Annotated in this window: 21 protein-coding genes; 5 read left to right on the plus strand and 16 right to left on the minus strand. The window is 33.6% G+C overall.

The window, feature by feature from the left end:
* The first annotated feature begins 22 nt into the window (after positions 1 to 22).
* Positions 23 to 685, plus strand: a complete 663-nt coding sequence (locus tag AC1RPG_RS00425; RefSeq protein ID WP_481760915.1) for a histidine phosphatase family protein — start codon at positions 23 to 25, stop codon at positions 683 to 685.
* Between the two features lie 46 nt (positions 686 to 731).
* Here the strand turns inward: AC1RPG_RS00425 and AC1RPG_RS00430 are convergent, their stop codons facing one another.
* A complete protein-coding gene (locus AC1RPG_RS00430) occupies positions 732 to 1463 on the minus strand; it encodes a deoxynucleoside kinase (RefSeq protein ID WP_481760916.1) in 732 nt (243 codons plus the stop codon).
* Positions 1464 to 1746: 283 nt separating this feature from the next.
* On the opposite strand from AC1RPG_RS00430, the gene AC1RPG_RS00435 reads away from it, so the two are divergent.
* The gene (locus AC1RPG_RS00435; RefSeq protein WP_481762398.1) at positions 1747 to 2415 is read left to right on the plus strand and encodes a histidine phosphatase family protein; all 669 of its coding nucleotides are present in this window, start codon (positions 1747 to 1749) and stop codon (positions 2413 to 2415) included.
* Between the two features lie 50 nt (positions 2416 to 2465).
* Here the strand turns inward: AC1RPG_RS00435 and AC1RPG_RS00440 are convergent, their stop codons facing one another.
* Both AC1RPG_RS00440 and AC1RPG_RS00445 read right to left on the minus strand, forming a co-directional pair.
* Entirely contained in the window at positions 2466 to 4265 is a 1800-nt protein-coding gene (locus AC1RPG_RS00440; RefSeq protein WP_481760918.1) for an ABC transporter permease, read from the minus strand.
* Positions 4266 to 4287: 22 nt separating this feature from the next.
* Positions 4288 to 5043: an ABC transporter ATP-binding protein gene (locus AC1RPG_RS00445; protein WP_481760919.1), complete on the minus strand. Its 756-nt coding sequence runs from the start codon at positions 5041 to 5043 to the stop codon at positions 4288 to 4290.
* Between the two features lie 223 nt (positions 5044 to 5266).
* Here AC1RPG_RS00445 and AC1RPG_RS00450 point away from each other — a divergent pair, with 223 nt between their 5' ends.
* Positions 5267 to 6709 (plus strand): APC family permease, encoded by a 1443-nt coding sequence (locus tag AC1RPG_RS00450; protein ID WP_481760920.1) that lies wholly within the window; start codon positions 5267 to 5269, stop codon positions 6707 to 6709.
* 52 nt (positions 6710 to 6761) lie between these two features.
* On the opposite strand, the gene AC1RPG_RS00455 is transcribed toward AC1RPG_RS00450, so the two are convergent.
* The 7 genes from AC1RPG_RS00455 to AC1RPG_RS00485 all read right to left on the minus strand — a co-directional run bounded on the left by AC1RPG_RS00455 (position 6762) and on the right by AC1RPG_RS00485 (position 13716).
* Positions 6762 to 7112, minus strand: a complete 351-nt coding sequence (locus AC1RPG_RS00455) for a hypothetical protein (protein ID WP_481760921.1) — start codon at positions 7110 to 7112, stop codon at positions 6762 to 6764.
* A 219-nt stretch (positions 7113 to 7331) separates the two neighbouring features.
* A complete protein-coding gene (locus AC1RPG_RS00460) occupies positions 7332 to 7691 on the minus strand; it encodes a hypothetical protein (protein ID WP_481760922.1) in 360 nt (119 codons plus the stop codon).
* Between the two features lie 267 nt (positions 7692 to 7958).
* The gene (locus tag AC1RPG_RS00465) at positions 7959 to 8918 is read right to left on the minus strand and encodes an ABC transporter ATP-binding protein (protein ID WP_481760923.1); all 960 of its coding nucleotides are present in this window, start codon (positions 8916 to 8918) and stop codon (positions 7959 to 7961) included.
* Between the two features lie 19 nt (positions 8919 to 8937).
* The gene (locus AC1RPG_RS00470) at positions 8938 to 10005 is read right to left on the minus strand and encodes an ABC transporter ATP-binding protein (RefSeq protein WP_481760924.1); all 1068 of its coding nucleotides are present in this window, start codon (positions 10003 to 10005) and stop codon (positions 8938 to 8940) included.
* Positions 10006 to 10015: 10 nt separating this feature from the next.
* Complete coding sequence (opp3C, locus tag AC1RPG_RS00475) at positions 10016 to 11041, minus strand: oligopeptide ABC transporter permease (protein WP_481760925.1); 1026 nt, start codon at positions 11039 to 11041, stop codon at positions 10016 to 10018.
* A gap of 2 nt (positions 11042 to 11043) precedes the next feature.
* A complete protein-coding gene (opp3b, locus tag AC1RPG_RS00480; protein WP_409021660.1) occupies positions 11044 to 11973 on the minus strand; it encodes an oligopeptide ABC transporter permease in 930 nt (309 codons plus the stop codon).
* Between the two features lie 99 nt (positions 11974 to 12072).
* Complete coding sequence (locus AC1RPG_RS00485) at positions 12073 to 13716, minus strand: peptide ABC transporter substrate-binding protein (RefSeq protein WP_481760926.1); 1644 nt, start codon at positions 13714 to 13716, stop codon at positions 12073 to 12075.
* A 299-nt stretch (positions 13717 to 14015) separates the two neighbouring features.
* Between AC1RPG_RS00485 and hflX the strand changes: the two genes are divergently transcribed.
* Positions 14016 to 15287 (plus strand): GTPase HflX, encoded by a 1272-nt coding sequence (hflX, locus tag AC1RPG_RS00490; RefSeq protein WP_481760927.1) that lies wholly within the window; start codon positions 14016 to 14018, stop codon positions 15285 to 15287.
* A 146-nt stretch (positions 15288 to 15433) separates the two neighbouring features.
* Positions 15434 to 16771, plus strand: a complete 1338-nt coding sequence (locus tag AC1RPG_RS00495; RefSeq protein WP_481761139.1) for an APC family permease — start codon at positions 15434 to 15436, stop codon at positions 16769 to 16771.
* 53 nt (positions 16772 to 16824) lie between these two features.
* Here the strand turns inward: AC1RPG_RS00495 and AC1RPG_RS00500 are convergent, their stop codons facing one another.
* From AC1RPG_RS00500 to AC1RPG_RS00525, 6 genes are all read right to left on the minus strand, one after another.
* Positions 16825 to 17418 (minus strand): NADPH-dependent FMN reductase, encoded by a 594-nt coding sequence (locus AC1RPG_RS00500; RefSeq protein ID WP_481760928.1) that lies wholly within the window; start codon positions 17416 to 17418, stop codon positions 16825 to 16827.
* Between the two features lie 125 nt (positions 17419 to 17543).
* Positions 17544 to 18197 (minus strand): amino acid ABC transporter permease, encoded by a 654-nt coding sequence (locus tag AC1RPG_RS00505; RefSeq protein ID WP_409021664.1) that lies wholly within the window; start codon positions 18195 to 18197, stop codon positions 17544 to 17546.
* A 17-nt stretch (positions 18198 to 18214) separates the two neighbouring features.
* Complete coding sequence (locus AC1RPG_RS00510) at positions 18215 to 18853, minus strand: amino acid ABC transporter permease (RefSeq protein WP_481760929.1); 639 nt, start codon at positions 18851 to 18853, stop codon at positions 18215 to 18217.
* Positions 18850 to 19677: a glutamate ABC transporter substrate-binding protein gene (locus AC1RPG_RS00515; protein WP_481760930.1), complete on the minus strand. Its 828-nt coding sequence runs from the start codon at positions 19675 to 19677 to the stop codon at positions 18850 to 18852. Before AC1RPG_RS00515 ends, AC1RPG_RS00510 begins: the two co-directional genes overlap by 4 nt.
* Positions 19678 to 19710: 33 nt before the next feature.
* A complete protein-coding gene (locus AC1RPG_RS00520; RefSeq protein ID WP_409021667.1) occupies positions 19711 to 20448 on the minus strand; it encodes an amino acid ABC transporter ATP-binding protein in 738 nt (245 codons plus the stop codon).
* 151 nt (positions 20449 to 20599) lie between these two features.
* Positions 20600 to 21412 (minus strand): DUF6681 family protein, encoded by an 813-nt coding sequence (locus AC1RPG_RS00525; RefSeq protein WP_481760931.1) that lies wholly within the window; start codon positions 21410 to 21412, stop codon positions 20600 to 20602.
* Positions 21413 to 21428 lie beyond the last annotated feature (16 nt).

Consider the following 21428-nt stretch of genomic DNA (forward strand, 5'->3'; position numbering starts at 1 on the left):
ACATAAACTTCAGGAGGTTCTCATGCCATTTACAGTCTATCTCGTTCGCCATGGTCAAACCATTTTCAATAAATATAATCGGATGCAAGGTTGGTCCGATTCACCACTTACAGAAAAAGGCATTAACGACGGCCACACTACTGGAAAAAAATTATCACAAATTCAGTTTGCTAATGCATACAGTAGTGATACAACCCGCGCAAATCGTACAGCTAACTACATTTTATCTGAAAATGAAAACTCTTCAGATTTAATTGTTACAACATCTGAGTTTCTTAGAGAGCAAGGCTATGGTTACTATGAAGGTGCCGATTCTTCTCAAGCTTGGTTTGTTGTTGGTAAGCCACATGGCGCTGCTAATTTCACTGAGATTTTGCAAAAATTTTCAATTGAAGAGGCACGTGACTTCTTCAAAGAAATCGATCCTTTCCATGATGCTGAAGACGATGCCGATTTTTGGGCACGTCGTAATAAAGGTTTTGATTTATTGCGTAAAGATGCTAAAGATGGCGATAACGTTTTAGTTGTCAGTCATGGGACAACAATCAGAAGTATCGTTTCTCATTTTGCACCCGAAATTGATATTACAATGAGCCCTAAAAACGGTAGTGTAACTAAGTTAATCGTTGATGACAATTCAGTTAAAGTTGAATATTTCAATCATCACGATGATGATAAAATCTAAATAAAAAAGGAGTAACCAATTTTTAAAATTGGTTACTCCTTTTAGTTTAAATTGATTTACGTTGTGTCTTGTAATCGATAACTTCTTTTTCAGATAAATTACCTAATTCTTGTAATTTATCTTCAATAATATTTAAAACAATATTACGATCAGCTTCATTTTCAACAAAATCGTATTTATCGCCATCAATAACTAAAAATTCAGAAACGTCATATTCTTTTTCCCAATCTTCATAATAGCGAAGTAATGTTTTATAGTATTCAACCAATGAGTGGTCAGTTTCAATTTGTTCATAATCACGGCCACGTTTTTGAATACGATTAACCATTGTTTCATAAGAAACTTTAATCATAACCATCAAATCGGGTGATTTTTTATGTGCAGCATAAGGTAACTCTTCAAGCATATTTTCTAATAAATCTTGATAGATGTTATATTCAACAGTTGTGGCATTACCCATTTCTGTATTCATCTTCATAAAAATAGCATCTTCATAAATTGAACGATCAAGAACATTATTATCTTCTTGCATTGCTGCTTTAATCATTCTGAAACGACGATTCAAAAAGAAAGTTTGTAATAAGTAAGCGTAGGGATTTGTTGCTTCCTTATCCCCTGCTTCACGTTTTTTTGCAGCGATTTCGTTACCTTTGTAAAATAAAGGTAATACCGGGTTATCTGTAACAGGTTCGTAAAAAGCCTCTACCCCAAGTTCTTCAGATAAAATTTTTGTCATACTAGATTTTCCTGAACCAATAATACCAGCCAACGTAATCAAAATAATAAACACTCCTTCTTGAATAGTTAATACAATTTATGCAGTTAAAACAATTAGATTTAGACTTGTAATTAATATCTCATTCGGTATCATCTTACTAGTAGTCATAAATAATCTCATATTTTAATTCTCCGTTTATTTAGTATACATTGGATTAAATAAAATAAAAGTCTTTTCTTTTTCTAAAATTAATGCATTAAGTGAGACTATTCATCAAAAACCAGACAGCTCTAAGTACCTTTTTTATTTACAAATTAAATATTTATTTATGAAAGGATTTCATATGTCATTTACCGTTTATATGGTTCGTCATGGCCAAACTTTTTTTAACTCTTTCCAGAGAATGCAAGGCTGGTGTGACTCTCCACTTACAGATAAGGGAATCAACGATGCCACCCATTCAGGAAAACTTTTACGCGATAAATCATTTAATGCCATTTATCGAAGTGACACAATGCGTACAAAAAAAACACTAAGCCATATTTTAAGTGAAACGAATGTTGAAGAAAATGCACAGTTAACACCAATTGAAACAGCACTTTTTAGAGAAGAATATTATGGCTCATTTGAAGGCCAAGATACTGCAGCTGTTATGCAAACAGTTGGTACACCTTTTAATTGTCAAACCTTCAATGATATTCTTGAAAAATATTCCATCGAAGACTCACGTGATTTCATAAAAAGTGCTGACCCTTTTAATTTAGCTGAAAATGACCAAGAATTTTGGAATCGCTATGATCATGCTTTTGATTTTTTACGCACTAACCAAAATAATAATGACAACGTTCTATTAGTTGGTCACGGGACAGCAATTAGAAGTATCGTTTCACGATACGCACCTAATATTGATATATCATCTAGTCCTAAAAATGGTAGCGTCACTAAATTAATCGTTCATCACGATACAATTGAAGTTAGCTATTATGGTAATTTTGGCGAACAACCCATCTAAATAAAGAGAGGTGAATACTCAGTTTTAAAAACTGAATATTCACCTCTTTTTTATTTTTTTAATACCATCCCTTTATATAAGGTAACTGTTACCCAATAATATCCCAAATAGAGAACTGCAAAAATAATAAATGGAATCGTTATATGTGAATATGGATCTGGAATTAATTCCTTGAACATTTGTAGTCCGAATAAAACGTGGATTACACCGACAATTCCAGGTAAGAAGAATAAGATGCCAATTTCGCGCCTAATTGATTTTTTCATTAGTCGTTGCTTAGCGCCTAATTGGTTCAATAAATCATATCGTTTTTTATCCGTTGCCGCACTAGACAATATTTTAAACATAAGAACACTTGCTAACATTGCCAACATCGCAACGCCTAAGAAGAATCCAATGAATTCTAATCCGCCATAAATGCCGTTAGCCAACTGATATACGACATACTTATTCATAAAATAAGATGAATTATCTAACTGATTTTTAGGTATTTCTTCGCTCAATGCTTTTAAGATTTCTTTATTATCTTTAAATGATGCTAACCTAACAGTATGGATACGTTGTGTCTTCGCCGAAACAGCTGAAAATGATGCGTCAGAGACAAGTACTGGATTTAACATATCAGGGGATTCCAATGTAGTTCTAACAGCATTTCCCCATAGATTATCCTCATTTTTAGCTGTCATTTTGGCAGGGTCAACTTTAATAAATTTACCGGTAGCCGTTCCCGTTTCCGTGAAATCAAGCGTGTACAATGGTGATTTCACAAAGTCAGATTTTTTAAAATAACGGACAGAACCAACTTTTTTTGCTTCATAAATGGACTCTTTTTTATCAGTCAATTGACTAAGTAATTTTTTCTCTTTTGTTGATGGATTTTGGACAACAACATCATATGGGGAAGTAGAAGTAGCTGTTTGATCAACCACACCAGAGAATCCCATCCCAACAGTTATTGCGCCTAATGCTAGTGCAAATAACATCGCAACCATTGTTAGAACCCGATTTAATGAACCTAATCGAAAGCTAAGTTGCCCTAATAAAAAGGTATTTAATTGCTTTTCAGAAAATCCCTTATTACGTTTTAATAATTGAACCAATCCACTAAATAATGAATTGAAAATTAAAAATGTCCCAATCAAAATTGTTACGACTGACCCAATAAATCCAGCCATTTGAAACAGTGCTAAATGACTTAATAAATAATAGCCACTTGCAATTAAACCTAATCCTAAGATACTTTGAATTAAGATATTATAAGATTTTAGCTTTTTACCTTGTGGTTGTTCTGCTTCATTTAATAATTTTAAGATAGGCGTTCTTAACAAGCTTTGTCGATTAAATATAGCAGCAATCATGAAAAGAATAACGAAGAAAAGCATTGTTATTAGGATTGCTGGGAAATAAAAAGCTTGAAAAGAATGCGGTGCAAGATCCATTTTATCTACTAAAAATTGGCTAACGCCATATGTCAGTCCAATACCAACTAAAATACCAACAGCTGTTGCAATTAAGCCAATAATTAAAGTTTCAGTGAAAATTAAGCGCCCAATCTTACGCTTTTTAGCGCCTAGCATCATGAACATCCCATAATCTCTTTGACGCATGCTCATTAAAAATGTATTCGCATAGATAATATAAAACAGTGTAATAATTGCAAGTAGTACAGAACCTACTTGGAAAATCATTGCTGCAAATTTTATCGTCGCATTTTGTTTAATAAATTCTTGATTAGTTGCTAATGCTTCAAACATGTAAAAGATTGCTGAAGCCATAATGAGTCCTGATAACAAGATTAGATAATCTTTAAAGCGACTCTTAATTCCAGTTAAGGATAATTTTAATAACATATTGTTTCCTCCCTTCTTAAAATTATTGTTCACTCTTAGCTAGTTCATTTAAAATTTCTTGATAAAACTCTGTTCGCGTATTCGTTCCTTGAATCAATTCTCGACCAATCTTACCATCTTTAATAAAGAGAATTCGTTGACAGTAACTCGCACTAACAGCGTCATGAGTCACCATCAAAATTGATACTTGATCATTTTTATTTAAACTTTCCATCGTTGATAGGAGTGACTTTGCACTTTTAGAATCCAAAGCACCTGTTGGTTCATCTGCTAATAAGATTGCAGGATTATGGACTAAAGCACGAGCTGCTGCAACTCGTTGCTTTTGGCCACCAGATAATTCAGTTGGAAATTGTCCAAGAACACTATCTATCCCCAGTGTTTTCGTTAATTTATCAATACGTTCTTGATATTTAGAAATAGACGCATTCTGTAATGATAGTGGCAATGTTATATTTTCAGCTGCCGTTAAGTTATCTAGCAGGTTAAAACTTTGGAAAATAAAGCCAATTTGTTGTGCTCTAAAATCTGATAGTTTATCGCCACGCATCATTGAGATATCCTGATTATTAATCTCAATTTGTCCTGAAGTCGGCTGGTCTAGTGTTGATAATAAGTTAAGTAATGTTGATTTACCTGATCCTGATGCCCCCATGATACCAATAAATTCACCCTGTTCGACAGAAAAATTAATCCCTTTTAAGGCTTCCGTTTTCTTCTCTTTATTCTTACCGTAGACTTTTTTAACATCTTTTGCGCTTACAACTATTTCTTTCATTTTATTAGTCCTCCATTTATATTTATCATTTTACTATATGTGTACTATTATACATAGTACACATTAAATAGCAATTTTTATTATCGTTAATTCTTAACTTAATTCTCATTAAAACGATTACATTTTATATTAATTTAATTTTTCATGGAAATTAATTAGTCAGTTCACTATACTTATAAATTGTTAGTTTAATTTACATAGTTATTTATCACGGGAGGTACTTATGGAAAACGAGAAAAAAACATTTATATCGTGGCCAGTTTTGGCATTAATGTCATTCGTAACAGTTATTGGCTTCGACGATATCGTCTATAACTTTCAAAATCAAGGTATGGGCGTTATTACATCTTGGATCATTTTATTGCTATTATATGTAATTCCCTATTCTTTAATGGTAGGACAATTAGGTTCCGTCTTTAATTCAGAAGGTGGCGGTTTAAGTTCATGGGTTCGCGGAACTCGTGGCGAAAAACTAGGTTACTTTACGGCATGGACTTATTGGGCTGCTTCGATTCCTTACGTTGTTGATACCGCTAATTCAGTCGTTGTTGGCTTTGGTTGGTTATTTAACGGAAGTAATGCACTCGAAGATAGTTTATCAACAGCTATGTTCGCGTTAATAACATTAGTAATCTTCGTTGGTTTCATTTTTGTTCAACGTTTCTTCAAAGGTTCATTAGAATTTTTAGGTCTTATTGGTGGTGGTACCATGTTCATCCTCACAATTTTATATGTTGTAATGGCATTTGGCTCATTATTAACACCTTCAGGTCGTATTGCAACAACAAATATGAGCTGGCACACACTAATTCCTAAATTTGATTTACATTATTTCACAACAATTGGTTTATTAATTTATGCGATTAATGGTGCAGAATTAATTGCGCCATTTGTCACAAAAATGAAAAAACCTAAAAAAGATTTCCCTAAAGCCATGATTATGTTAACCGTTATGACAATCTTCTTAACAGTTTTCGGCTCATTCGCACTTGGGATTTTCTTCAATGCCCATAACATTCCTAATGATTTTAAAATGAATGGTTCGTACTACGCATTCCTTCGTTTAGGAGATCAATTTCATATGGGTAGTTGGTTAATGTATGCCTTCGCTATTACTCAAATTGTGTACATGTGTGCTCTTCTAGCTGTTCTTCTTGACGCTATGACTCGCATGCTTATCTCTGACACAGGCGCTCGTTATATGCCTAAGAAATTACTTAAAGTTAACAAAGATGGTTTACCAATTAATGGGTACATTTTAACTTGTACTTTAAGTGCCTTCATTCTCTTCTTGGGTGTCTTCTTGCCAGATATGAATACAATCTTTAATTGGTTACTGAACTTGAATGGAATTATTTCACCAGGTGTCACTTGTTGGATTTTCTTCGCCTTCATGCAGATCCGTAAAAATAGTGCTAAATATCCATCAGAATATGTCTTCATTAAAAATGACAAATTAGCTTACGCTGTTGGTTTATGGTGCTTAGTTGTTACTGTTTTGGCAACAGTCTTTGGGATTATTCCTCAAGATGTCGAGATGGGTAGCTCACTATTCTACTACCAGTTAGCCATCAATATTATTAGTGTCGTTGTTCTTATCGGTCTTGGATTCATTATGCCAATGATTGCTGAACGTGAACGTAAAAGAGATGGTATTAAAGATTAAATTCAAAAACGCTATGACTACTTAATTAAAAGTAGTCATAGCGTTTTTGAATTTAATCTTTTATTATTATGCCATCTACACCTATTGACTCACAAATCGTTAAAAACCTCACATCTTCTAGATTTTCAAAATGAACGTGATAGTATTTAAACCACTCACGATATTCTTTATAGGTTGTTATAATTTGATTGGCCTCATTTTTATCATTTTTTAAATCATTGAATAGCGCTCTACGATCCTCATTAAATCCATAAAATGCTGTGTAAGTCGCAATACTTTCAAGAAACACATCAGAAATAATTTCCCAACTCATTTGATTCTCCGGAATATTTCTTTCCTCTAATAATAGCCTCACATCATACGGTAATGCGTTTACATTTTTTATTCCTTCACCTAAACTCATTCGATTACCCCCCGATAATTGCAATTAATATACCACACCCTTCTCATCGATAACAAGCACTTGGCTTGTTATCTATTTTAATTTTTTCTGCGTCTTATAAAAACAAAAAAAGCTTAACAATATTGTTAAGCTTGCCGTATATTTTAAGTTCGCATTTTAAGTTAAATTAATTTTATATTCTAACTTTTTTTTACTTAATTTCTTGTATGATAGCATTTCTTAATTATTACTTGCATATGCTTGTTGACCATCATACCATTCACAGACAGTTAGAAATCTTAATTTCGAAAAACAATTAACATTAGCCTGATATTTTTCGAACCAATTACGATAATACCGATATTGCTTAATTAACTGCGCGGCCTCTTCTGGATTTTGTTTCAATTCATCAAATAGCTGCTTTCTATCATCGTTAAATCCATAGAATTCAGTAAAATTAATTGTACTTTTAATAAATAAATCGAATAATACGGCTAAATCATTATCTTTTTCGCAGAGACGCCCCTCTTGAAAAAGTAATTGTACATCATACGGTAATTCTTTGTACGCTTCATTATATACTTCTGTATCATCTATCATGTTGGGTGCTCCCATTCTCCCCACCATATAAAACCCTTTGTTCCACATAACGTTTTAGTTGAACCTTTTATTCATTCCCAAATCAAAAAATAGTTATGTCGTTACCTAATTCTAATACATCTAGTATACATTATTTTATGCATAATTACCTAAAATTTTTATACTTCCTTTAATATATTTAAGATACTCATACAATTAATAGTTTACACCCTTTTTAAAATCAAAAAAGACCTTTTCAAAAATTCTTGAAAAGATCTTTCTGATTTATTATTCAGCTTCTTCTGCCAAAGTATTGGCAGCTCGTTCCTTATACATAGGGATTTCATCTTCACTTGCTAAAACAAAATGTTCTGGCGAAATTTCAACCATTCGACGTTTTTTACCATCTGCCTCAACTGACGAATCGTATGGTACTGGAATGCGATTACGTTCAAATTCAGGGTCAGGAACAGGAACGGCCGAGATTAAACTGGCTGTATAATCGTGTAAAGGATGTGTATATATTTCGTCTGCAGGAGCTATTTCTAATAACTTACCATAATGCATCACACCAATTCGATCACTGATATATTTAACCATTGATAAATCATGTGCAATAAACAAATATGTTAAGTTATGTTCAATTTGTAATTCCTTCAACAAATTAACAACCTGCGCTTGAATTGAAACATCTAATGCAGAAATAGGTTCATCTGCGATGATAAACTTAGGTTCTACAGCTAAAGCACGAGCAATACCAATACGTTGGCGTTGGCCACCTGAAAATTCATGGGGGTAGCGGCTAGAATGATCTTTATTCAATCCAACTGTTTCTAATAATTCTTCAACACGTTTCGCACGTGCTTCATCATTGGCAGCTAAATGGTGAATATCTATTCCTTCTGCCACAATATCTTTAACTTTCATTCGTGGATTTAGTGATGCATATGGATCTTGAAAAATCATTTGCATGTCACGGCGAAATTGTAATTTATCTTTTTTAGACTTAATTTTACGAATATCAACACCATCAAAATCAATTTTACCATCAGTTGGTTCATATAAATTGATGATACTACGACCTGTTGTTGTTTTACCAGACCCTGACTCGCCCACCAAGCCAAATGTCTCGCCTTCATAAATATCAAATGAAATATCATCGATAGCTTTCACTTCGTCTGGTTTGCCGACATTAAAATATTGTTTTAAATGACGGACTTTTAAAATTTTATTTTTCTTTTGTTCCACTATGTTCAGCTCCCCTTCCTTAGTTTTCTACCAAATTTTGATTCGCTTTAATTTTTGTTTCTTGTTGTTTTGCAAAAATTTTATACCGTCTTTGAATTTCAACTGGCGGCGTTACTTTAGGTGCATCTGGATGCAACAACCATGTAGCTGCTGCATGTGTTGGTGAAACATCGAAGAATGGTGGTTGTTGTTCTGTATCAATCTTCATAGCGTACTCATTCCGAGCGGCAAATGCATCCCCTTTTGGTGGATCCAATAAATCAGGAGGTGTACCTGGAATTGCGTACAGATGTTCACTATCAAGTGTTGGCATTGAATTCAATAAGCCCCAAGTATATGGATGTTGTGGGTTATAAAAGACCTCATCGACTGTCCCATATTCAACAATCCGACCTGCATACATAACCGCTACACGATTAGCCATACCAGCAACAACCCCTAGATCATGGGTAATGAAAATAATTGATGTTTCAATTTTTGCTTGTAATTCTTTCATTAATTCCAAAATCTGTGCTTGGATGGTTACATCTAAAGCTGTTGTTGGTTCATCAGCAATTAAAATTTCTGGATAACAAACTAATGAAATCGCAATAACAATTCGTTGGCGTTGACCACCAGAAAATTGATGTGGATAGTCCTTAAAGCGTTTTTTAGCATCTGTAATCCCAACTAACTTCAAAATTTCCAAGGCTTGCGCCATTGCTTTTTCTTTTTTTACATGTTTATGCTTCATTAATGGTTCAGCAATTTGTCTACCAATTCTCATAGTAGGATCTAAAGAAGTCATTGGGTCTTGGAAAATCATTGCGATATCTTTACCACGAATGTTTTCCATTTGTTTTTCTGATTTTTTAAGTAAATCTTCACCATGAAAAAGAATTTCTCCACCCATAACTTCTGCATTATTAGCTAATAATCCCATTAAACTTTTTGTTGTAACGGATTTACCGGAACCTGATTCACCAACGATTGCTAAAGTTTCACCTTTAGCCAGATGAAAACTAACATCACGTATGGCTTTAACATCTCCAGCATACGTATGAAAATTAATTTCTAGATTGTTAACTTCTAAAATATTTTCTGCCATTTTTCAACACCTACTCTTTCGTTTTTGGATCAAAGGCATCACGGAGTCCATCACCTAATAAGTTGAAGGCAACCATGATAATACATAAAACAATTGCTGGATACCACATTTGGTATGGTAAAAACTGGAAATTCTTTTGACCATCATTCAATAATGACCCAAGTGAAGCTTGAGGAGCACTAATCCCAATTCCGATGAAACTTAAGAAAGCTTCGAAGAAAATAGCACTAGGAATTGTAAACATTGTTTGAATAATAATCACACTCGATAAGTTAGGTAGTAAATGTTTCACTGCAATTTTTACGGGTGACTCGCCTAAAGTTCGAGCTGCAAGAATATATTCTTGATCTTTTAATTTCAACGTTTGTGCCCGAACTAATCGAGCCATCGTTGTCCAACCAGTCACTGCAATTGCTAAAATAATTGATGTTAAACCTGGTTTGAAAACCAATAACATTAAAACAATAACGACCAAGTTAGGTACCGATGAAATAATTTCGATGATTCGCTGCATGAATGTATCAACACGTCCGCCACGCCAACCGGACAAGATTCCATAAGCAACACCGACTCCTAAATCGACTAATGCAGCAACTAGTGCCACGATTAAGGAAATCTTAGTTCCATACATAATTCTTGATAACAAATCACGTCCAAAAACATCCGTTCCTAAAATAAAGTATTTATCTTTTGGAATACTATTTTGTTCATAAGCATCATACCAGCTACCTGATGATGTTTTTAACTTTCCATTTAATCCATCTATTGGTACACCAGGAATTTTAGGTGGTAAATTTGTATACTCAACATTTTGTTCTGTTGCACTATGTGGTGCTAAAATGGGGGATCCAAATGCCAAAATAAAAATTGCAACCAGGACCCAAAGTGAGATAAAAGCCCCTTTATTTTTCTTCAACCGACGCCAAGCATCCTGAACGAAAGTCAACGACGGTGCAGCAATTTTTTCATTATCAATAGCGTTATTTTTATCTAACGGTTCAAATGCATCTACTGGTAGGTCAATTTTATCTGCCATCGTTAATTTCTCCTTCCAGTTAATCGAATTCTTGGGTCAATAATACCGTAAATGATATCTGTTAATAAGATAACAACTACTAGTCCAGCTGAATAAAGCATTGTAACACCCATGATTGTGGGGAAATCATTTGTCAAAATTGATTTTACGAATTGTTCACCAATTCCAGGAATTGAGAATATATTTTCAACAACCATTGAACCAGTCATTAATGCAACCGTATAAGGGCCGATTAATGTTACTAAAGGAATTAAACTATTACGTAAAGCATGGTGGAATACAACGCCAAACTTTGTTAATCCTTTAGCCTTAGCCAGTTCAATGTAATCACTGCTTAGGACATCCACCATCTCGGTTCGAATGAACCTGGCCGTCTCCGCCAGTGGGCCAACCCCTAAAGCAATTGTCGGTAGAATCGTGTAACTGAATCCGCCCCAATCAGCAATTGGTAACCAGCCTAACTTTAATCCTACGTAATACTGTAATAAAACAGCTAAGACGAAAGAAGGAATTGAGATACCTAAGATTGATAAAATTGTTGAAGAAGTATCAATCCAAGTATTTTTGTTAATCGCACCAATGGCACCAATCACAATTCCAATAACTATTCCGAAGATGATAGCTTGTAATCCAAGTTGTCCGGATGGTCCAATACGGCTTGAAATTAGGTATGACACAGGTTGATTACTGTATTGGAATGACGTTCCTAAATCACCCTTAACTAATCCCACTAAGTAAATGAGATATTGTTGCCATACGGGTTTATTCAATCCATATTGTTCATTCATAATCTGTAATTGCTCAGTTGTCATTTTTTGCTGATTCGCATAAGGTGATCCAGGCATTAACTTCATTAAAAAGAAGGTAATGGTTGCGACTAAAAACAACGTCAGTAGCATATAAAAAATTCGTTTAACTAGGTATTTACCCATAATTCTGACCCTCACTTTTGCTTTATTATGTAATTAAAACAAGTCAGAATTAGCCGTGGTAGCTAACTCTCACTTGTTAAATTTTAACACGTTAATTAATTATTTAGTAACATAAGCATCTTTGAAATTGTAATTGATACCAGCTCCATTGTAGATAACACCTTTAACTGTTGATCTTAATAATTGAGCTTGAGCCATTTGGTAAAGAGGTGCAATTCCTTGATCTTTCATCAAGATTTTTTCAGCCTTAACTAAATCATCCCAACGTTTATCTGCATTACTTGCATCTGTTGTTTTTGAAGCTTTAATCAATGCATCATATTCACTATTTTTCCATTTACCTGCATTTTGTGAATTATCTGAAGTAAATAAATCTAAGAATGAGATTGGGTCTGAGAAATCAGCACCCCATGCTGTAACAACAATATCGAAATCACCACTAGTTGATTTTGCTAAACGTGATTTGAATGGGATATTTGTTAATGTTACATCCGCACCATCTAAGTTATCTTCAATCGCATTTTGTAAAAATTCATTTGTTTTCTTAGCTTTATCAGTATCATCACTTAGAAGTGAGAAACTAGCTTTTGTAACACCAACTTCTTTTAATCCTGCTTTCCATAATTCTTTTGCTTTTGCAATGTCTGTATTTGCAGTTGATTTAACGGTTGATTCTTTTGCAAAATCTTCGCCTGTTTTAGGATTTGAAGCAAGACCTGATGATACTAAACCTGTCGCAACAGTTGAGCCATCCCCTAAAATTTTATCAACAAATTGTTTTCTGTTGATAACTAATGAAATAGCTTGACGAATCTTTTGGTTATTAAATAATTTATTCTTTTGATTGTATTGTAAGTAGAACGTTGATGCTTGTTTACGTGTGATATAGTCTTTATCTGTTTTCAATGTTTTAGCTTGTTCAGCAGATAAATTCGTCATATCTAATTTTTGACTTTGGTATAAATTATAGCTTGTTGTATTATCTTTAGAAACTTGGAAATTCATTTGTGTTAGCTTAACTGCTTTTTTATCCCAATAAGTGTCATTTTTCTTTAGGTCCCAAGTTAAGTTAGTTCCTGTCCAATCATTTAATGTAAATGGACCATTGTAAACCATGTATTTGCTTTGTGTGCCATATTTAGAACCATACTTTTCAACAACTTTTTGATTTTGTGGATAGAACGTTGGGAAGCCCATCAATAATTTGAAATATGGTACTTTTTTATCAAGTGTTACAACTAATGTATGTTTGTCAGTTGCTTTGATTCCCAATGTTGATGGCGCCATCTTACCCGCGCTGATTGCATCATAATTTTTAATCCCTGAGAAGAGGTAACCATATTGTGAAGCTGTCTTAGGATTAACGGTCCGTTGCCATGAATAAACAAAATCTTTAGCCGTTACATCGTCTCCGTTGCTCCATTTTGAATCACGAAGTTTAAATGTATAAGTCATGCCATCTTTTGAAACGGTTGTTTTAGTTGCAAGTGCATTTGACACTTTACTGTTCTTACCAATTCTGTATAAACCTTCATTAGTATTGTTCAACATGTTAAAGCTAACTGTATCCGTTGCTGTCGATAAATCCATCGATGGTAATTCAGCTGTTTCAGACCAATTAATAACCTGTTTATCAGCGAGTTCTTTACTATCTGAAGATGAAGATTTAGATCCACACGCTGCCAAGACAATGACAGACAATGCTAGCACACCACTTAATTTCAAAACTGACTTTAACTTCATAATATGACCTCTCCTTTTTTATTTACCTTTTCTTAACGTAGGTTTATCTTACATTAGAAAAAGATTAAAATCAACATTAAACTCTAATTTAATTAAAAAGAGATTCAAGCGCCTTTAAAAAAGCCGTTTAACTATATAAAATATTCAACTCATAACATTTGCACGTTGTTAAAATGAGAGTTTGGCCATTTTTATTCATTAATTCTCATTTAATTCAGTTAACTTATTTTGATGTTCGAATATTTTTTTGAATAAATGTTATACTTAACCTATTAATTAAGTTCCACGAGGAGGTTCTCATGAAAGAAACTTATTCTACAGAAATACCAGTTATTGACGTTTTCATTGCTGGTATCGAAAAACAACGTGAAAATTTAGATTATACAATGTCTGAATTAGCTGCATTAGTCGAAGCTAACAACATGCATGCTGTTGAAGACATTCGTCAGAAATTAGATCGACCAACTGCTGCCCTTTACTTTGGTAAAGGTAAAGCTGAAGAATTCAAGACTGAAAGTGAAGCACAAGGTGTGAAAATTTTAGTTGTAAACGACGAATTATCACCAACTCAAATTCGTAACCTTGAAGCTGCATCAGGTATGGAAGTTATGGATCGTACAGGCCTGATTTTAGCTATTTTTGCTTCAAGAGCACAATCACGCGAAGCAAAACTCCAAGTTCAAATGGCTCAACTTCAATATCAGTTACCTCGTTTAAGAGGGATGCAAGATAAACTAGATCAACAATCTGGTGGTGGACTCGCTAACCGTGGTGCTGGCGAAACGAAGATTGAATTAGATCGTCGTGTGATTGAAAATCGGATTAACCACATTAAAAAAGATCTTGCTGAAATGGACAAAGAAGAATCTACTAGACGTAAACAACGTGATAAATCTGGTATTCCGACTGTTGCATTAGTTGGTTATACTAATTCAGGTAAATCAACGACAATGAACGGCTTGCTTCGTCTAATCGGACAAGATGATGACAAACAAGTTTTTGAAAAGAATATGTTGTTTGCTACATTAGATACAAGTGTCCGTAATATTCAATTTGAAGATAAAAAACAAATTTTATTGAGCGATACTGTTGGTTTTGTCAGCAAATTGCCTCACCAATTAGTAAAAGCTTTCCGTACAACCTTGGCTGAAGCTGCACAAGCTGATTTACTTATCCAAGTGATTGACGTGGCTGATAAACATGCTGAGGAAATGATTCAAACAACTGAAGATACATTAAAAGCTATTGGCGTCGAAAACATTCCGATGATTTATGCCTATAATAAAGCTGATTTAGCAAATATTGATTATCCTACTTTCTCAGATGATAAATTCACTTATAGTGCGCGTGATGAAAAATCACTTAATCAATTAGTAGATATCATTAAAAAGAATGTCTTTAAAGATAACGAAATTATGACTGTTCTTATCCCATTTGATAAAGGTCAACTTGTTGATTTAATCAATGAAAAGGCAACTATCTTAGAAACAGATTATGAAGAATCAGGTACAAAATTAAAGATTGATGCAACAAAAACTATTGCAACCCAATTGCAAGATTACATCGTTTAAAATAATTCTATAAAAAGAGTGCGTGAATCGGTCTGAAATAGCCGATTCACGCACTCTTTTTTGTCGTCATAATCATATCTAGTTTATTGCATGATTCCCGCTGTTATGCTAAAATGCAACTATTCATTTTAGAAAAGGAGGATTCAATTTTGGAAAAAAAACCAGCAGTTGGACTTAACAGATCGTTAGGTCTATGGTCAGCATTATCAATCGTAATCGGAACTGTTATTGGTTCTGGTATCTTCTTTAAACAAGCTTCGGTACTTGACTACACCGGCTCTACTACAAATGCCCTGCTCGCATGGCTATGTGGTGGTATCATAACCTTAACCGCTGGACTAACTGTTGCTGAAATTGGATCTCAAATTCCAGAAACCGGTGGATTATATATCTACATGGAAAAAATTTACGGTAAAATTTGGGGTTTCTTAGCTGGTTGGATGCAAGTTATCGTGTATGGACCAGCTATGATTGCTGCGTTAGGCGCGTACCTTGCTATTTTAATAGTAGATTTCTTTAGTATTCCAGCTGGTTATTCTCATTTAATCGCATTAATTGCAGTCATTTCTATTGGCTTCCTAAATATGCTATCAAATCGTTATGGTGCTTCATTCCAGATTATTACAACTATTTGTAAATTATTCCCTATTGCTGCTATTATTATTTTTGGTTTATTTTTTGGCAATGCAAATGCACTTGGCCAATCTGTTGCAACTGTCAGTCACTCTACAAATAATTTTGGTGTTGGTATACTAGCTACTTTATTTGCTTATGATGGTTGGATTCTGATTGCTAATATGGGTGATGAAATTAAAAATCCTAAAAAGACATTACCTAGAGCTATTGTTTTAGGAATTTCAATTGTTCTTCTTATTTATATTCTTGTTTCGTTCAGTATTATGCGTGTCATGCCTGCTAGTCAAATCCATCAACTAGGCGAAAATGCAACACCACAATTTGCTAAGATTGCCTTTGGCCAACTTGGTGGAAAAATTATGAATATCGGTGTCATTATTTCTATTCTTGGTTGTATGAACGGTAAAATCATGACATTCCCTCGAATTATGTGGGCAATGGGTAAGAACAAACAATTACCTTTCCATAAAGAAATATCTTATTTACATCCAAAATCACATTCACCTGTTATTGCAACATGTGTGGCTTTAAGTATTGCAGCGATTATGATTTTATTTTTTGATGCTGATCGCTTATCTGAAATTTGTATTTTTACAGTTTATTGCTTTTATGTTATGACTTTCGTCGGCCTCTTTATCTTACGCCGTCGGAATAAAGGAACAGATTTAAAACGTGTTTTCTCAGTTCCATTGTTCCCCATAACACCTATTGTTGCTATCTTAGGTGCAGCCTTCGTTTTAGTTAGCGAAGTTCAATCAGATATTGTAGGTGTTTTAATTTCATTTACAATTGTTGCACTTGGTATCCCGGTTTATTTATACGAAACACATAAAAATAAAGATCTATAATAAAAAATGTGTAATGACAGCTATTGTCATTACACATTTTTATTTTTAATTCATCATTTTCCGGGAAAAGGATTATTCACAAAAAGTTGTGTATAAAATTTAATTTCTTGCAAAGTCTGAGCAATTTTATTTTTTGTATAATCTGTTAACTTAGCATCGTTATTTAGTTGTCCATCTTCATTAAATGTTTGATCAACTATTCCCAATAATGTTGGCGTAGGCAACGTGATAAATCCTAATCGATTCAAAATAGGTACTAATTCAGCTGTTGCAAATTGTGCACCGCGCATGTTATCTGAGTAGCCCACAATCTTAACTGGTTTACGTTGCCCTTCAAAAGCCAAATAATCGATTGCATTTTTCAAAACGGCTGGAATAGCATGATTATATTCAGGCGTTAAGATAATAAAGCCATCTGCCGCAGCTACATCCGCTATCCATCGTGCTTCATTTTCAGGTAGTTGTCGATTTTCATTTTGCATAGGTGCCAATTTTTCGTGGAAGAAGGTTAACTGATAGTCACTTAATTTTAGAAATGAAAATTCAACATTATCCTGATTTTTTGCTACTCCTTCAATATACTTAATGACCCTTTTACCAATAGAATTCTCTCTTGAACTCCCTAGAATAACAGCAATTTTCACCATGACATCATCTTCTTTCTAATTTATTTTTCAATCAAACAAACCGTCATTTTATGCCGATTCTACTAACTAATAAAAATGGTTGCTAAAATCTATATAGATTTCAACAACCATTTTTATTTTATTGTCTACGCTAAGCGTCTTTCTAAGTATCTTGAAACCAATGATAGTGCATAACAAACGACGAAGTACATCACTGCTAAAGCGACGAACATTGGAATAACATAATTAGTATTTTGACCGTATACTAATTGTGCATGATACAGTAACTCTGGTAAAACAATGATAGTAGCCAATGACGTATCTTTAATTAATGAGATAAATTGACTAACCAATGGTGGAATCATTTTCTTTAAAGCTTGTGGTAAGACAATCACACGCAGACCTTGCCAATAAGTTAGACCATTTGCGCGAGCACCTTCCATTTGTCCGGGTTCAACAGCTTGAATACCACTTCGAATGATTTCAGCTAACATTGCTGATTCGAAAACGGTCATCGCTAACGTTGCTGACCAGAAAATTGATAACCGAATACCAACATTTGCTAAGCCAAAATAAACGAAAAATAAGATTAAAAGTAATGGTAAATTTCGAATTAAATCAATTATAAAACCAACTATAGCAGATAAACGTTTTACTTTAATATATCGTGTTAGGCCTAGAATAGCGCCAATTATAAAACTGAAAATAATTGAAATAACTGAAACTTCGATTGTTACTAATAATCCTTGTAGTAAGTAGCGAATATTTTCCCAACTATATGCTGCAATAAAATCTGACATATTTTTCTAGACCCCCTTTAACTTAATTTCTTTTCTAAATGTCTCATGTAATAACTTAATGGCATCGTGATAATTAAATATAACACCCCAACGATAATGTACGTGTTGATTGTATCAAATGTTGTTGATGCGATAATATCACCTTGGTACATTAAATCAAATCCAGCAACGAAGGCTAAAACTGAAGAGTTTTTTACCAAATTAATGAACTGATTACCCAAAGGTGGAATCACATATTTAAATGCCTGGGGTAAAATAATATGAAACATCGATTGCATGAATGTTAACCCGTTTGAGCGAGCACCTTCCATTTGTCCAGGATCAACAGCTCTAATCCCAGCACGAACTGTTTCTGCAATAAAGGCAGATGTGTAAATCGTTAGTCCGATTGTTCCAGCTGTAAATCCGTTGATATTCGTAACGTACATAGGTACCACAACGTAGAAAAACATTGCAACAACCAATAACGGAATATTTCTAAATATTTCAATATAGATACGTGCAATAATTTTTAAAATTCGATATGGCATTTCTTCCAAAATTGCAAAGAACGAACCTATAATTAAACTAAAAAATAATGCGAGTACACTTGAACACAATGTATAGCCAAGTCCTGTTAATAAGGCTTGCCAATGTTCTGTAAAAATCGTAATCATTGTTGACTCGCCTCCTTCACACTAAATCCTGGAATATCGCCAAACCATTTGTTTAATAATTTTTCATACGAGCCATCGGCACGCATTTCAGCTAAAGCCTTATTAACTTCATTCTTAAATTCACCTTGGCCTTTATCAATCGCAATTCCGTAAGGTTCATGCGTAAAAGTACCACCAACAACAGCAAAATCAGAATTCTCTTTAACCATCCCATATAAAATACCATTATCAGTTGTTAAAGCATCACCTTGACCAGATTTTAGTGCGGTTAATGCTTGCGCATAATCATCTAGTTCCAGCACTTCTGCTTTAGGTGCATACTTCTTCATGTTAATAACTGAAGTTGAACCCTTAACACCTAAAACAACCATACCGTCTTTATTCAAATCTTTTACGGATTTAATTGAGCTTGTTCTTTTAACTAAAATAGCTTGTCCGGCAGCAAAATAAGAGTTAGAAAAATCAACTTGTTTTTCACGATCTTTAGAAATGGACATCGTCGCAATAATTGCATCAATATTTCCATTTTTCAAAAGTGGAATTCTTGTTTTACTTGTTACCTGAACAAAATTAGCTTTACCATCTTTACCTAAGATTTTTTTTGTCACTGCCTTAGCAATATCAATATCAAATCCTTGGATTTCACCGGTTTTGATGTTCATTAAACCAAATAACTTCGTATCTGCTTTAACACCCCAGTTAATTGTTTTTGTTTCTTTAGCTGTTGTTGCAATGTTGGCTTTACTTTGCGCTCCACAGCCTGCAATAACTAATACCATAGCTATACTCATAAACAATAAGCTAATTTTTCTTAATTGTTTCATATTTTAATCCCCACTCTCACAGTCTTGAGCTCCTTAATGTTTAATAATTTTACTCAAGAATTTTTTTGCACGTTCTTCTTTTGGATTGTCGAAAAATTCTACTGTTGTATCATCCTCAAGAATTTGACCATCAGCCATGAAAATAACACGATCGGCTACTTCACGAGCAAAGCCCATTTCATGAGTTACAACAATCATTGTGATCCCATCATTTTTAGCGATATCTTTCATAACTTTTAAAACATCGTCAATTGTTTCAGGATCTAATGCAGAAGTTGGTTCATCAAATAATAGCGCCTTAGGTTTCATAGCTAGACTACGGGCAATGGCAATTCTTTGCGATTGTCCACCTGATAACATTCTAGGATATGATTGTGCTTTATCATCAAGTCCAACTGTTTTTAATAAATCCATTGCGATTTTTTTATTTTCAGCTTCATCCCGTTTTAAAACTAAACGTGGTGCAAGCATAATATTTTCTAAAACAGTTTTGTTTTCGTACAAGTTAAAATGTTGAAATACCATCCCAACATTTTTTCTGATTTTATCAATATTCGTTTTCTTATCTGCTAAATCAAAATTATCAACTAATAGTTGCCCCTCGTTAACTTGCTCTAAACCATTGATAGTTCTGATTAATGTACTTTTTCCAGAACCAGATGGCCCGATAATAACGACGACTTCGCCTGCTTCAACTTTTAAATTGATATTCTTCAATGCGTGAAATTTATCGTAATATTTCTCCACATTTTTAAATTCGATCATTGCCATACTCTCAATCCCCTTCTCTTAACTCTTTTATTCTTTTTTGTGATACTTTAATTATACTACCAAATGGATGTTTAATTGCAGTCTTTTTTAAATGTACCATATAATCACAAAAAAAGTGATAGCAATGTAGTTATTTGCTATCACTTTTTTACTAATTTTCTTTTTCTTTATAGGCAATTTGAACTTTAACGTGAAATTTATGTGATTCTTCAATAACTGATGATCGACCAGCAACCTTCTGATTACCACCATAAATAGTTGCTGTTGCTAAGTAAATATCATATTGTTCTTTAGCCGTTTCAATATCAGATAAACCAACATGGGTTAGGCGACCAATCAATTGTTTATCAATCTGATTCATTCCAGCGTAAACATTCATTTTTTCGTCTTCTATTTTTAATTCAAAAAATGGAAAAGCAACGGGCTGTGCTAACTCTGACACTGGTTTTCCTGTTTTCTGAATTTCTTTTATAATAGCATCATCTGACAATCCATCATAATCAAAATCTGAATACTTAACTTGCTTCATTTGATCAGCAATTTTTTGAATACTTACTTTTTCGTTTCTATTTGTCCTAAGTGTCGCTGGCATCAGCATTTTAGAATCAAATAGGCCATTCGTTTGAACATAACCTGGTTGCATTCGGCGACGTTTATCTCCTTCAATTTCTTCCTTAGGCGGTCCGCCCAACAATTTTTCAATTTTCGGTGAAGGATCAAATTTAGTTGTTTTATTTGTAAAATAATGAATAACATTTAAAACAATAAAATATAATAAAACAAAAAAAGCAAGAATAAACAAACTACCTCTAACATAATAACCATTTATGAAATATCGTGATGCGATATACAATAAATACCAATTACCAAGAAAGCCTAAAACAGTATAAATTCTATTTTTTAATTTTAAATTAACATTAATAAACCCTAAATAATGGTTTGCTAAATCTAGTAAACTAAACATTTATTTACCTCCTAAT

It is taken from the genome of Dellaglioa sp. CoH-57-MRSF-18 (assembly GCF_056781995.1).